Source organism: Stutzerimonas stutzeri KOS6 (genome assembly GCF_000307775.2).
GTDB classification, from domain to species: Bacteria; Pseudomonadota; Gammaproteobacteria; order Pseudomonadales; family Pseudomonadaceae; genus Stutzerimonas; species Stutzerimonas stutzeri_B.
On record NZ_KK020676.1, the window covers coordinates 687002 to 701068 of the forward strand.

13 protein-coding genes are annotated in these 14067 nt (G+C 63.7%); 10 read left to right on the forward strand and 3 right to left on the reverse strand.

What is annotated here, in order from left to right; translation table 11 throughout:
• Positions 1–19 precede the first annotated feature (19 nt).
• Positions 20–1036: an aspartate carbamoyltransferase catalytic subunit gene (locus tag B597_RS31490; protein ID WP_003297206.1), complete on the forward strand. Its 1017-nt coding sequence runs from the start codon at positions 20–22 to the stop codon at positions 1034–1036.
• The gene (locus tag B597_RS31495; RefSeq protein ID WP_003297204.1) at positions 1036–2310 is read left to right on the forward strand and encodes a dihydroorotase; all 1275 of its coding nucleotides are present in this window, start codon (positions 1036–1038) and stop codon (positions 2308–2310) included. The genes B597_RS31490 and B597_RS31495 overlap by 1 nt, the downstream gene beginning before the upstream one ends.
• Positions 2311–2384: 74 nt before the next feature.
• On the opposite strand, the gene B597_RS31500 is transcribed toward B597_RS31495, so the two are convergent.
• Positions 2385–2780 carry an NINE protein gene (locus B597_RS31500; RefSeq protein ID WP_003297203.1) on the reverse strand — a complete coding sequence of 132 codons (396 nt, stop codon included), beginning with the start codon at positions 2778–2780 and terminating at the stop codon, positions 2385–2387.
• 133 nt (positions 2781–2913) lie between these two features.
• Between B597_RS31500 and B597_RS31505 the strand changes: the two genes are divergently transcribed.
• Together B597_RS31505 and B597_RS31510 are read left to right on the forward strand one after the other, a co-directional pair.
• A complete protein-coding gene (locus B597_RS31505; protein ID WP_003297202.1) occupies positions 2914–4125 on the forward strand; it encodes a putative DNA modification/repair radical SAM protein in 1212 nt (403 codons plus the stop codon).
• Positions 4125–4961, forward strand: a complete 837-nt coding sequence (locus tag B597_RS31510; RefSeq protein WP_003297201.1) for a TIGR03915 family putative DNA repair protein — start codon at positions 4125–4127, stop codon at positions 4959–4961. Before B597_RS31505 ends, B597_RS31510 begins: the two co-directional genes overlap by 1 nt.
• On the opposite strand, the gene B597_RS31515 is transcribed toward B597_RS31510, so the two are convergent.
• A complete protein-coding gene (locus B597_RS31515) occupies positions 4958–6103 on the reverse strand; it encodes a PilT/PilU family type 4a pilus ATPase (RefSeq protein ID WP_003297200.1) in 1146 nt (381 codons plus the stop codon). The genes B597_RS31510 and B597_RS31515 overlap by 4 nt on opposite strands.
• Positions 6104–6346: 243 nt before the next feature.
• A complete protein-coding gene (locus B597_RS31520; RefSeq protein WP_003297198.1) occupies positions 6347–7381 on the reverse strand; it encodes a type IV pilus twitching motility protein PilT in 1035 nt (344 codons plus the stop codon).
• 66 nt (positions 7382–7447) lie between these two features.
• Here B597_RS31520 and B597_RS31525 point away from each other — a divergent pair, with 66 nt between their 5' ends.
• From B597_RS31525 to metW, 6 genes are all read left to right on the forward strand, one after another.
• On the forward strand, positions 7448–8137 hold the full coding sequence (locus B597_RS31525; RefSeq protein WP_003297196.1) for a YggS family pyridoxal phosphate-dependent enzyme: 690 nt from the start codon (positions 7448–7450) through the stop codon (positions 8135–8137).
• Positions 8138–8147: 10 nt separating this feature from the next.
• The gene (gene proC / locus B597_RS31530) at positions 8148–8972 is read left to right on the forward strand and encodes a pyrroline-5-carboxylate reductase (RefSeq protein WP_003297195.1); all 825 of its coding nucleotides are present in this window, start codon (positions 8148–8150) and stop codon (positions 8970–8972) included.
• 277 nt (positions 8973–9249) lie between these two features.
• Positions 9250–9840, forward strand: coding sequence for a YggT family protein (locus tag B597_RS31535; RefSeq protein WP_003297194.1), 591 nt, complete (start codon positions 9250–9252; stop codon positions 9838–9840).
• Between the two features lie 273 nt (positions 9841–10113).
• Positions 10114–12084, forward strand: coding sequence for a dynamin-like GTPase family protein (locus tag B597_RS31540; RefSeq protein ID WP_003297193.1), 1971 nt, complete (start codon positions 10114–10116; stop codon positions 12082–12084).
• A 226-nt stretch (positions 12085–12310) separates the two neighbouring features.
• Positions 12311–13450, forward strand: a complete 1140-nt coding sequence (gene metX, locus B597_RS31545; protein ID WP_003297192.1) for a homoserine O-succinyltransferase MetX — start codon at positions 12311–12313, stop codon at positions 13448–13450.
• A 9-nt stretch (positions 13451–13459) separates the two neighbouring features.
• Entirely contained in the window at positions 13460–14059 is a 600-nt protein-coding gene (gene metW, locus B597_RS31550) for a methionine biosynthesis protein MetW (RefSeq protein ID WP_003297191.1), read from the forward strand.
• The last annotated feature ends 8 nt before the right edge of the window (positions 14060–14067 follow it).

Sequence of the window (14067 nt, forward strand, 5' to 3'; positions counted from 1 at the left end):
CGCCAACCGAGATCCTGCGATGACGCCCACCGACGCCAAGCGCCCGCTACAGCTGAACGACCAAGGACAGCTGCGCCATTTTCTCTCCCTCGACGGTCTGCCCCGCGAGCTGCTCACCGAGATCCTGGACACCGCCGATTCCTTCCTCGAAGTCGGCGCCCGGGCAGTCAAGAAGGTTCCGCTGCTGCGCGGCAAGACCGTCTGCAACGTGTTCTTCGAAAACTCCACGCGCACCCGCACCACCTTCGAACTGGCGGCGCAGCGGCTGTCGGCGGACGTCATCACACTGAACGTCTCGACCTCCTCCACCAGCAAGGGCGAGACCCTGACCGACACCCTGCGCAATCTCGAGGCCATGGCGGCGGACATGTTCGTGGTACGCCATGCCGACTCCGGCGCCGCACATTTCATCGCCGAGCATGTCTGTCCCGATGTAGCGGTGATCAACGGCGGTGACGGACGCCATGCCCATCCGACCCAGGGCATGCTCGACATGCTTACCATCCGCCGCCACAAGGGCAGCTTCGAGAACCTCTCCGTCGCCATCGTCGGCGATATCCTGCATTCGCGCGTGGCGCGTTCGAACATGCTGGCGCTGAAGACCCTGGGCTGCCCCGACATCCGCGTGATCGGTCCGAAAACGCTGTTGCCCGAAGGCATCGAGCAATACGGTGTGCGCATCTTCAACGACATGAACGAGGGCCTTCGTGATGTCGACGTGGTGATCATGCTGCGCCTGCAGCGCGAGCGGATGCAGGGTGGCCTGCTGCCCAGCGAGGGTGAGTTCTACAAGCTCTACGGCCTGAACACCCAGCGTCTGGCATTTGCCAAGCCGGACGCCATCGTCATGCACCCGGGCCCGATCAACCGCGGCGTGGAGATCGAGTCGGCGGTAGCCGACGGCCCGCAATCGGTGATCCTCAATCAGGTCACCTATGGCATCGCCATTCGCATGGCCGTGCTGTCCATGGCGATGAGCGGCCAGGCGGCCCAGCGCCAGATCGATTCTGAATCCGTATCCGAGGAGCAGCAGTGATGGTGGCAACCCGAATTCTCGGCGCACAGGTGATCGACCCCGTCAGCGGGCGCGACGAAGTCGCCGATATCTTTCTGCAAGACGGCAGGATCGCCGCCATCGGCCAGGCGCCGGCCGGCTTCGAAGCCCAGCGGACGATCGAAGCCCAAGGGCTGATCGCCGCGCCCGGCCTGGTCGATCTCGCCGTGGCACTGCGCGAGCCCGGTTACAGTCGCAAGGGCAACATCGCCAGCGAAACCCTGGCCGCTGCCGCCGGTGGCATCACCAGCCTGTGCTGCCCGCCACAGACTCGCCCGGTACTGGATACCGCGGCGGTGACCGAGCTGATCCTCGATCGCGCCCGTGAATCGGGCCATGCCAGGGTGTTTCCCATCGGCGCGCTGACCCGCAACCTGGCCGGCGAACAACTATCCGAACTGGTCGCGCTGCGCGAGGCCGGCTGTGTTGCCTTCGGCAACGGCCTTACCGAGTTCGCCAGCAACCGCAACCTGCGCCGCGCGCTGGAATACGCCGCCACTTTCGATCTGACGGTGATCTTCCATTCCCAGGACAGCGATCTCGCCGAGGGCGGGCTTGCCCATGAAGGCCCGACCGCCAGCTTCCTCGGCCTGGCAGGAATACCGGAAACCGCCGAGACCGTGGCATTAGCGCGCAATCTGCTGCTGGTGGAGCGCTCCGGCGTGCGCGCCCATTTCGCCCAGCTGACCAGCGCGCGTGGCGCGGAGATGATCGCCCAGGCCCAGGCCCGTGGCCTGCCGGTCACCGCCGATGTGGCGATGTATCAGCTGATCCTCACCGACGAAGCGCTGCACGGATTCTCCAGCCTGTACCACGTGCAGCCGCCACTGCGCAGCGCAGGTGATCGCGAGGGCCTGCGTGAGGCATTGAAGGCCGGCGTGATCTCGGCGATTTCCAGCCATCACCAGCCACACGAGGCCGACGCCAAACTGGCGCCGTTCGGCGAAACCGAACCGGGTATCAGCAGTGCCGAAATCCTGCTGCCACTGGCACTGACATTGGTGGACGACGGCTTGCTTGACCTGCCGACCCTGTTGGCTCGTCTTACCAGCGGTCCAGCGGCGGCCCTGCAACTGCCGGCCGGCACGCTGCAAGCCGGCCAGGCGGCAGATCTGGTGCTGTTCGATCGACACAGTTCGACGCTGGTTGGCGAGCGCTGGTATTCCAAAGGCCGCAATTGTCCGTTCATGGGCCACTGCCTGCCCGGCACGGTGCGCTACACCATCGTCGACGGCCACATCAGCTTCGAAGGCTGATGCGGAAGATCTGCGCAGGCTGGACATCTATCCGTCCATGCCTGCCGGATTTCTAAAGCGTCCCCCCTACCCGTTCAGCTCCGTGCCAGATTGCGCTCGGATATCTGCGAGTTCAGCGTCCAGAAGTCGTAAAGCACACCGATGAAGAACAAGCCGCCGGTGAACAGGTAGAGGATGCCGGTGATCCATTTGCCCTGGTACATGCGGTGCACACCGAATACCCCGAGAAAGGTCAGCAATATCCAGCCGACCGTGTAGTCGATGGGCCCCGGCTGAAAACGCAGGTCGGCTTCACGGTCCATCGCCGGGATCAGGAACAGGTCGATGATCCAGCCAATAAAGAACAGGCCGAGGGTGAAGAACCAGATGGTGCCGGTGACGGGCTTGCCGTAGTAGAAACGGTGGGCGCCGAGAAAGCCGAAAATCCAGAGGAGATAGCCGATCAGCGTGCTGTGAGTGTTCTGTCGCATCCGAACCTCGATGTGCGATTGATGGATGGCGTCCAGCTTATCCGATAATCGGTCCGAACCATCCCGCCAGATTGGCATTGCCGGTTCGGGCAGCCATGATACTGTATATAAAAACAGTATCATGGTTATCATCATGCAGTTGATCGACAAACTCAGCGTGCTCGCCGACGCGGCCAAGTACGACGTTTCCTGCGCCAGCAGCGGCGCACCGAAACGCAGCTCGAAAGGCAAGAGCGGACTCGGCGCCACTAACGGCATGGGCATCTGCCACAGCTTCACGCCGGACGGTCGTTGCGTGGCACTGCTGAAGATCCTGCTGACCAACTTCTGCCTGTATGACTGTCAGTACTGCGTCAATCGCCGTTCCAGCGACGTGCCGCGTGCCCGCTTCACGCCGGAAGAAGTGGTCAGCCTGACGCTGGATTTCTATCGCCGCAATTGCATCAGCGGCCTGTTTCTCAGCTCCGGCATCATTCGCTCGGCCGACTACACCATGGAACAGCTGGTGCAAGTCGCCAAACTGCTGCGCGAGGAGCACGAATTCCGCGGCTACATCCACCTCAAGACGATCCCCGACGCCGATCCGCTGCTGATCGCCGAAGCTGGCCGCCACGCCGATCGCCTCAGCGTGAACATCGAACTGCCGACCGAAGCGAGCCTGATCCGCCTGGCGCCGGAAAAGCAGGTCGTGACCATCAAACAGGCCATGCACACCATCCACCAGGGCGAAACAGAGGCCAGCGCGGAAAGGCGCGCGCCTCGTTTTGCCCCGGCCGGACAGAGCACGCAGATGATCGTCGGCGCCGACAACACCGATGACCGCACCATCCTGCACACCGCCCAGTCACTGTATGGCAGCTACCGGCTGCGCCGGGTCTACTATTCGGCCTTTAGCCCGATTCCGCACAGCCCTGCCAGCGTCCCGTTCGCGGCACCACCGTTGCTGCGCGAGCATCGGCTCTATCAGGCCGACTTCCTCATGCGCGGTTACGGCTTCCAGGCCAACGAACTGCTGAGCGGGCCAGGCAACCTGGCGCTCGATGTCGACCCGAAACTGGCCTGGGCGCTGGCCCATCGGGAGCATTTTCCGGTCGACCTGAACCGCGCCGAGCCAGCGATGATCGCTCGCGTACCCGGTATCGGCATGCTCAGCGCGAAACGCCTGGTGGATCTGCGCCGGCACAAGCGCATCCGCTTCGAAGACCTCACCCGCCTGCGCTGCGGCCTGGAGAAGGCTCGGCCCTTCGTCGTCACCCAGGATTACCGGCCGACCCAGGTTGACCAGGAATCGACGGTGCTGCGCCAGCATTTGCGCGACACACCGGCCCAACTGGCGCTCTGGTAATGCTCACGGCTCGCTTCGACGGAAGCTTTCAGGGTTGGAGAAATTGCGCGCGACTGCTGCTGCAGGAGCAGATCGCGCCGCATGAGCTGAACTGGGCAAGCGCTAACGAAGCAGCCGGACTGTTCGATGATCCCTCCCCCTTGCCGCCCTCCCATGATGGCAAGCGGATTCGCGTGTCCCGGCAGCTTCTGGACGAACTGGAAATGGCCGCCCGCTATCGCATGGATGATCGCTGGAGCCTGCTGTATCGCGTGCTCTGGCGTTTCTCGCAGGGCGACGCGAGCGCCAGGCTGGTGGGTGATGTGGACGGCAGCGAACTGCATGCACGGCTCAAGGCGGTACGCCGTGAAGCCCACCACCTGCACGCGTTTATTCGCTTCTGCCCGACCGAGGCAGGCGATGGACCGCAGCATGTCGCCTGGTTCGAACCCGCGCATGACGTACTGCCCTGGGCAGCGGGACACTTCGCCGAACGGATGGGCGGCAACAGCTGGCTGATCGCGACGCCGGAAGAAGGGGTTTGCTGGGATGGCCAGGAGATGCACTACACCCGTCCCTGCCCGCCGCAGTGGCGGCAGCTCGCGCAAAACGCGGCGGACCCCGGCGGCGAGCTATGGAAGGCGTATTACGAAAGCACGTTCAACCCGGCCCGGTTGAACCGCGGCGTACTGGAGAGCAACCTGCCTGTGCGCTTCTGGAAGAATCTGCCCGAAGGCATGTTGATCCCGCAGTTGATGAGCCGCGCACGTGCCGGTGCGCAGCGTGACGGCCAGGCCGAGCGCGTCGCCGCCAGGAGCGGCAAGCGCATCGGCCGGCAGTCAGGGCTGGTCGACTAACGGAAATTGCGCCCCGGCTCCTCGTCGCTGATCTCCAGGCTCAGTCCCTGCGACACACTGGTCAGGTGCTCGCCATCGGTTTCCGAACCCAGCTTGATCAGCAAGCGCAGGTCGTTGGCCGAGTCGGCGTGCAGCAAGGCGTCCTCATAGGTGATCTCGCCCTGTACGTAAAGGTTGTACAGCGCCTGGTCGAAGGTCTGCATGCCCAGCTCGGTAGAACGTTTCATCAGCGACTTGAGCTCATGCACCTCGCCCTTGCGGATCAGATCGGCCGCCAGCGGCGTGTTGATCAGCACCTCGATCACCGCGCGGCGCCCCTTGCCGTCGGGCGTCGGTACCAACTGCTGGGCGACGATGGCCTTGAGGTTGAGCGACAGGTCCATCCAGACCTGGTTGTGCCGGTCGGGCGGGAAGAAGTTGATGATGCGGTCCAGCGCCTGGTTGGCATTGTTGGCATGCAGGGTCGCCAGGCACAGGTGGCCGGTTTCGGCGAACGCCACGGCGTAGTCCATGGTTTCACGGGTTCGGATCTCGCCGATGAGGATCACGTCAGGCGCCTGGCGCAGGGTGTTCTTCAGCGCCACCTCGAATGAGCTGGTGTCGATGCCGACCTCGCGCTGGGTGACGATGCAACTCTGGTGCTGATGGATGAATTCGATCGGGTCCTCGATGGAAATGATGTGCCCGCTGGAATTCTTGTTGCGGTAGCCGATCATCGAAGCCAGCGACGTCGACTTTCCGGTACCGGTCGCCCCGACGAACAGCACCAGGCCACGCTTGGTCATCGACAGTTTCTTGAGGATATCCGGCAGCTTCAGCTCTTCGATGGTCGGAATATTCGTCTCGATGCGACGCAGCACCATGCCGGCGAGATTGCGCTGGTAGAAGGCGCTGACGCGGAAGCGACCGATGCCGCGGGCGCTGATGGCAAAGTTGCATTCATGGTTTTCGGTGAACTCGCGGCGCTGCTGCTCGTTCATCACGCCATGCACGGTTTCCCGGGTCATTTCCGGCGACATCGCGGTCTTGCTGACCGGCATGATCTTGCCGTTGACCTTCATCGAAGGCGGCACGCCGGCGGTGATGAACAGGTCGGAGCCGCCCTTTTCCACCATCAGGCGCAGAAGTTTCTCGAATTCCATCGTCGTACTCGCAATCGTGGCAAGGCCGCATCAGCGGCGTTCCGTTTTTTTCAGAGCCCGTTCACCATCTTGCGAGCTAGGGCCATGCAAGGCAAAAACAGGTTAGCAAGCGGTGTTTACTGGTGTAGATGGGCATGACTCGCTTCGCTCGCCCTTACGGGCCGCAGTTCGTTAGGCGCGCGGGCTTGCCGAGCCTGTTTTCAACGCAGCAGGGCCGACGCGCAGCAGATCGTGAATAGGCTCTCAGAAGTTTTCCGGCTGCTTGGCCTTCTCCCTGGCGCTGTCGCGACTGATCAGCCCCTTGGCGAGCAGCCCCTTGAGGCACATGTCGAGAGTCTGCATGCCCAGCGAGCCGCCGGTCTGGATCGAGGAATACATCTGCGCCACCTTGTCCTCGCGGATCAGGTTACGGATCGCCGGGGTGCCGATCATGATCTCGTGGGCCGCCACGCGACCGCCGCCGACCTTCTTCAACAGCGTTTGCGAGATGACCGCCTGCAGCGACTCGGAAAGCATCGAGCGGACCATGGATTTCTCTTCCGCCGGGAACACGTCGACCACGCGGTCAATCGTCTTGGCGGCAGAGGTGGTGTGCAGGGTGCCGAATACCAGGTGACCGGTTTCCGCCGCGGTCAGCGCCAGGCGGATGGTTTCCAGGTCGCGCATCTCGCCTACCAGAATGATGTCCGGGTCTTCCCGCAGCGCCGAACGCAGCGCCTCCGAGAAGCCATGGGTATCACGATGCACCTCGCGCTGGTTGACCAGGCACTTCTTCGATTCGTGGACGAATTCGATCGGGTCCTCAATGGTGAGGATGTGGTGATACTTGGTGCTGTTGAGGTAATCGAGCATCGCCGCCAGGGTGGTCGACTTGCCCGAGCCGGTGGGCCCGGTGACCAGCACCAGTCCGCGCGGAACGTCGGTGATCTTGCGGAACACCTCACCCATGTTCAGGTCTTCCATGGTCAGTACCTTGGAAGGAATGGTCCGGAACACCGCGCCGGAGCCGCGGTTCTGGTTGAAGGCGTTGACGCGGAAGCGCGCCACGCCCGGCACCTCGAACGAGAAGTCGGTTTCGAGGAATTCCTCGTAATCCTTGCGTTGCTTGTCGTTCATGATGTCGTAGATCAGCGCATGCACCTGCTTGTGGTCCATGGCCGGCAGGTTGATTCGCCGGACATCGCCATCGACGCGAATCATCGGCGGCAGGCCGGCGGAAAGATGCAGGTCCGACGCGCCCTGCTTGGCGCTGAAGGCCAGCAGTTCTGTGATATCCATGGGACTCCCCAATTACAAGCAAGCAGGTAGAATGCCGCGCAGACCCCAAGGCGGCGGGCGCAAGTAATGTCCACGATAGAGAAGAATATTGCAAAGGTCGCAGCGCGCATCCGTGCGGCGGCGCAAGCTGCGCAGCGCGACCCTGCCAGCGTCGGCCTGCTGGCCGTGAGCAAGACCCAGCCAGCCGCCGCCATGCGCGAAGCGTTCGGCGCCGGGGTACGCGATTTCGGCGAAAACTACCTGCAGGAAGCGCTGGACAAGCAGGCCGAGCTTGGCGACCTGGGCCTGGCCTGGCATTTCATCGGCCCCATCCAGTCGAACAAGACCAAACCCATCGCCGAGCATTTCGACTGGGTGCATTCGGTGGATCGCCTGAAGATCGCCCAGCGCCTCTCCGATCAGCGTCCCGCCACGTTGCCAGCGCTGAACGTCTGCCTGCAGGTGAACGTCAGCGGCGAGGCCAGCAAGTCCGGCTGTGCGCCCGAAGACCTGCCTCAGCTGGCGCGGGCCGTCGCCGCGATGCCGCGACTGCATCTGCGCGGCCTCATGTGTATCCCCGCGCCCAGCGACGATCCCGACGAGCAACGTGCCGCCTTCGCCCGTCTGCGCGCGCTGCGCGACGAGCTGGCCCTGGAGCTGGATACCCTGTCGATGGGCATGAGCCAGGATCTGGAAGCTGCCATTGCTGAAGGCGCGACCTGGGTCCGCATCGGCACCGCCCTGTTCGGCGCCCGTGACTACGGACGCCCCCACTAAAGGAATTGCTATGACCTCTCCCCGCATCGCCTTCATCGGCGCCGGCAACATGGCCGCCAGCCTGATCGGCGGGCTGCGCGCCCAGGGCGTCGCAGCGGATGCCATCCGCGCCAGCGATCCCGGCGCCGAGCAACGTGCGAAGCTCAGCGCCGAGCACGGCATCCAGACCTTCGCCGGGAATGCCGAGGCGCTGGCCGATGCCGATGTCGTGGTGCTGTCGGTCAAGCCGCAGGTGATGCAGGCGGTATGCCGCGAGCTTGCTCCGCATCTCGACCACGCCCCACTGATCGTATCCATCGCCGCAGGCATCAGCTGCGACAGCCTGCAGCGCTGGCTCGGTCCACGCCCACAGGCGATCGTGCGCTGCATGCCCAACACGCCGGCGCTGCTGCGCCAGGGCGTCAGCGGCCTGTTCGCCAACGGCCAGGTCAGCGCCGCGCAGAAGCTGCAGGCCGAGCAGCTGCTGTCGGCCGTCGGCCTGGCCCTGTGGCTCGAAGAGGAGCGCCTGATCGACGCGGTAACCGCCGTTTCCGGTAGCGGTCCTGCCTATTTCTTCCTGCTGATCGAAGCGATGACGGCAGCTGGCGAGCAGCTCGGCCTGCCCCGCGAAACCGCCGCGCAACTGACCTTGCAGACCGCCCTCGGGGCCGCGCGCATGGCCTGTGAGAGCGATGTCGACGCAGCCGAACTGCGACGTCGCGTCACCTCGCCGAACGGAACCACCGAAGCGGCGATCAAAGCCTTCCAGGCCGGCGGCTTCGAACAACTGGTGCAGCAGGCGCTGAACGCCGCCGCGCTACGCTCGGCCGAGCTGGCCGAACAACTGGGTCAGTAAGGTCTGTTGACGTTTCGTTCGCGGTCGCGCCGGCGCCTGTTTTTTGCGCGGGGCAAGACATGAGGAGAGAAGCCTGGTCACTCCCAACGAACGACGAATAACGCCGCACCGCGCAAAAACAGACCCGGCCCTTCGGGTTGCGCGGCAAATGGCGCCATGCGGCGTTGCGGGACTTGGCAAGGGAACACCATTACCTGCGCCCCGCGCCTTGCCTGACACCATTTGTCGCGGCAACGCGGCTCGCGACGAAACATCAACAGCCCCTTAAGGAGCATTCATGTCCCAACTCTCGCAAGCCCTGATTCTCGTCATCCAGACCCTGGGCAGCCTGTACCTGCTGATCGTGCTGCTGCGCTTCATCCTGCAGCTGGTACGCGCCGACTTCTACAACCCGCTCAGCCAGTTCATCGTCAAGGCAACGCATCCGTTGCTGCGGCCGATGCGCCGTATCATCCCCAGCGTCGGCACTCTGGACCTGTCCTCGCTGATCCTCGCGCTGATCGTGCAGATGGTGCTGATGGCGCTCATCCTCCTGATCGCCTACGGCACCACCGGCAACCCCCTGCTGCTGCTGGTCTGGGCGCTGATCGGCATTACCGGGTTGTTCCTCAACATATTCTTCTGGGCCCTGATCATCAGCGTCATCCTGTCCTGGGTGGCGCCGGCCAGCCATAACCCGGGCGCGCAGCTGGTCAGCCAGCTCTGCGAGCCGGTGCTGATGCCCTTCCGCCGCCTGCTGCCGAACCTCGGCGGGCTGGATATCTCGCCGATCTTCGCCTTCCTGGCAATCAAGCTGCTGGACATGCTGGTCGTCAACAACCTGGCCACCATGACCCATATGCCGAACATTCTGCGCATGTTCATCTGAGACGCCGTTCATAATTTGCTGTCGGCGCGGCAACGAGGCACGAGAAGCACCTCGGATTGCCGCTCGACAGCACGTAGACTCCAGCGTCTCGGCTGTTCCATTCCGTCTCGCACATGGCGCGCGGGGATGTGAACGAGGCCATCGACACGCCTTCGAACCCACGACGACCATTCGTGCGCACTGCTCGCCCGTTCGGCTGCAACTGGCTGCCTGCTGAATTGACGACACGCCGGCGGGCTCGATAATTCGCGGTATCACAGGTCCAGGGGCTGGATGAGCATGGAACGACTCGACCGACAAGTGGATGCCTACGTCGCCTGGAAGCGCGATCTGATCCGTGAAATCACTCGTTACCGCAGCTGGCTGGCACATAACCGGCTCAGCAACGACGATATCGAGGCCCGCCTGGAGCGCGCCCTGCGGGTGCTGCGCACCGATCACATCACCCTGGCGTTCGTCGGCGAGTATTCGCGGGGCAAGACCGAGCTGATCAATAGCCTGTTCTTTTCCAGCTACGGCCAGCGCATCCTCCCCTCGCGGGCCGGGCGCACCACGATGTGTCCAACCGAGTTGCTGTTCGATCCGCGCTCGGAACGCTCCTGCATCCGCCTGCTGCCCATCGAGTCGCGGCTGGAAGACACCAGCATCGCCCAGCTCAAGCGCACCCCCCGGTTGTGGCTGAACCTGCCGCTCGACCCGCAGGACCCGCCAGGCATGGCCGAAGCCTTCGCCCAGATCGCACTGACCAAGTCCATGCCGGTGGAACAGGCGATCCAGCTCGGTTTCGACCCCGCCGCCCTGGAAAGCGCCGGCAGCAGCGACACCGTGCGGGTTCCCGCCTGGCGCCATGCCATGGTCAACTTCGACCACCCGCTGCTGCGCCAGGGCCTGCGTATCCTCGACACACCCGGACTCAATGCGCTGGGCAGCGAACCGGAGCTGACCCTGTCGATGCTGCCCAACGCCCAGGCGATCGTCTTCCTGCTATCCGCCGACACAGGCGTCACGGCCAGCGACATGCAGATCTGGCAACAGCATATCCGCCAGCTCGGCGACGACACCCGGAACAACCTGTTCGCCGTGCTGAACAAGATCGACGTGCTCTGGGACGACGTGGCCGGCGAGGCCTTCGTGCGGAACGCCATCGAACAGATCAGGACGAGCACGGCGCAGCAACTGGGCATCGACAGCGCCGACGTGCTGCCGCTGTCGGCCAAGCAGGCGCTTATGGCGAAGATTCGTGGCGATCAGGCGCTGCTCGAGCGCAGCCAGCTGGAACAGCTGGAACGTTTACTCGGCGAGCGCCTCCTGTCGCACAAGGAGCAGCTGCTCGAGGAACAGGTGGTGCAACAGGTGCTGACGCTGCTGCAGAACAGTCAGCACGCACTCAGGCTGCGCCTGGACAAGGTCGTAGAGCAGCGCGACGTGCTGGCCAGCCATCAGCAGGGCAGCGGGCAGATGCTGCTGGAACTCACCGCCCGCACCCGTCACGACCACAACCGTCACCACAAGCGCTTGCTCGACCTGAAGACCAATCAGCGTCTACTGCAACGTCAGGGCAACCTGCTGCGCACGGCGATCCGTGCCGAGCGCCTGGAAGAACACCTGGCCCGCCTGCGTCGCGGCCTTACCGGCAGCCTCACCACGCTGGGCATCAATCTCGCCATCCTGCACTTCTTCCGGTCAGTGGAGCAGGACCTGAGCATCCTCGAACAGGAAGCCGAACGCGCGAACAAGATGGTGTCGGCCATCTATCGTCGGCACAGTGAAGAAAACCCTCTGCAAGGAATCGACCCCCCCTCGTTCCAGCTGCAGTCGTACCAGCGTGAACTGCGGGCGCTGCAGAGCAAGGCCGATCAGTTCCGCCTGCAACTCAAGACGCTGCTGACCGAGCAGCGCGCGTTGACGCGCCGGTTCTTCGCCACCCTGGTACAGGAAGTCATCGGCCTGCACCAGCGGCTGCGCCAGGAGGCCGAGCAGTGGGCGGGCGAGGCCCTGACGCCGTTGCTGCAATTCTCCCTAGAGCACAAGCAGCAACTGGAAACCCACATCCTGCGACTCAAGGCCCTGGCCAGCGAAAGCCAGCAGAACAGCCAGCGCGGCCAGTTGCTGACTCGCTATTGCGGCGAACTGGAGCAGCAGCTGGCGCAGGCCACCGAAATGCTTCGGGCGCTGCGACGGCCAGCGCCGATACGCCGTCAGGGCAAGGTGGTCAGCCTGAGCAACGCGCAGCTCAGCGGTTAGGATGGCTGACGGCGTTGCCAGTCCGCTCACTGCGACAAAGAGTCCCAGGCAGGACGCGGACCTCCCCCGCTCAGGCCTTGCACGAACCCCGTCGGCGCACGCCAGCATTTGATGCGCCATCCAGGCCACCTCGAGGGCAGCGCCAAGCCGCCGTTGCGATTCAGGATGAATTGCAGCGCGCATACCTTTAGACTTTGCCGCCTTCTTCAAGCTAGAGCCAGGGTCGATGCCCACTGCAATTCCCGCCGATTCCGTTGGCCTGGTGAGTCCGCAGGTCGCGCATTTTGCCGAACCACTGACACTCGCCTGCGGCCGCACGCTGGCCGATTACCAGCTGATCTATGAAACCTACGGCGAGCTGAACGCCACGCGCAGCAACGCCGTGCTGATCTGCCACGCGCTTTCCGGCCACCATCATGCCGCCGGCTACCACAGCGCGGACGACCGCAAACCCGGCTGGTGGGATTCGTGCATCGGCCCGGGCAAGGCCATCGATACCGAGCGCTTCTTCGTCGTCAGCCTGAACAACCTCGGTGGCTGCAACGGTTCGACCGGCCCCAGCAGCACCAATCCGGCCAGCGGCAAGCCCTACGGTGCGGATTTCCCGGTGGTCACCGTGGAGGACTGGGTGCACAGCCAGGCGCTTCTGGCCGACCGGCTCGGCATCGCCCAGTGGGCGGCGGTGGTCGGTGGCAGCCTGGGCGGCATGCAGGCACTGCAGTGGACCATCAGCTACCCCGAGCGGGTGCGTCACTGCCTGGCCATCGCCTCGGCACCCAAGCTGTCGGCGCAGAACATCGCCTTCAACGAGGTGGCGCGCCAGGCGATTCTGTCCGATCCGGAGTTCCACGGCGGTCATTTCCAGGAAATGGGCGTCATCCCCAGGCGCGGACTGATGCTGGCACGCATGGTCGGGCACATCACCTACCTGTCCGATGACGCCATGGGCACCAAGTTCGGTCGCGGACTGAAGAGCGAGAAGCTCAACTACGACTTCAACAGCGTGGAATTCCAGGTCGAGAGCTACCTGCGCTATCAGGGCGAGGAATTTTCCGGACGCTTCGACGCCAACACCTACCTGCTGATGACCAAGGCACTGGATTACTTCGACCCGGCTGCGGCCAACGACGATGATCTGGCGAAAACCTTCGAGACAGCCCAGGCCAGCTTCTGCGTGATGTCCTTCACCACCGACTGGCGCTTTTCGCCGGAGCGGTCACGGGAAATCGTCGATGCCCTGCTCGAGGCGCGCAAGAACGTCTGCTATCTGGAGATCGACGCGCCACAGGGACACGACGCCTTTCTCATTCCCAACCCTCGCTACCTGCAAGCCTTCCGCGGTTACATGAACCGCATAGCCGTATAAGGAACGAAGATGCGCGCCGATCTGGACATCATCCAAGAGTGGATTCCGGCCGGCAGCCGAGTACTCGACCTCGGCTGCGGCAACGGCGAGCTACTGGCCTGGCTGCGTGACCACAAGCAGGTCAGCGGCTATGGCCTGGAGATCGACCCGGACAATATCGCCGCCTGCATCGACAAGGGCGTCAACGTCATCGAGCAGAACCTCGATCTGGGTCTGGGCAACTTCGCCAGCGACAGCTTCGACATGGTGGTGATGACCCAGGCGCTGCAGGCCGTGCACTACCCCGACAAGCTGCTCAAGGAAATGCTGCGCGTCGGCCGTGAATGCATCATTACCTTTCCCAACTTCGGTCACTGGCGCTGCCGCTGGTACCTGGCGAGCAAGGGTCGCATGCCAGTATCGGAGTTTCTCCCATACACTTGGTACAACACACCGAACATCCACTTCTGCACCTTCGAGGATTTCGAACGGCTCTGTCAGGAGCGGGGTGCCCGGGTGCTCGAGCGCCTGGCCGTCGATCGCGACCACAAGCATGGCTGGGCCAGCCGCCTGTGGCCGAACCTGCTGGGCGAAATCGGCATTTACCGCGTCACGGGGCCGTCCCGCTGAGCGACTCA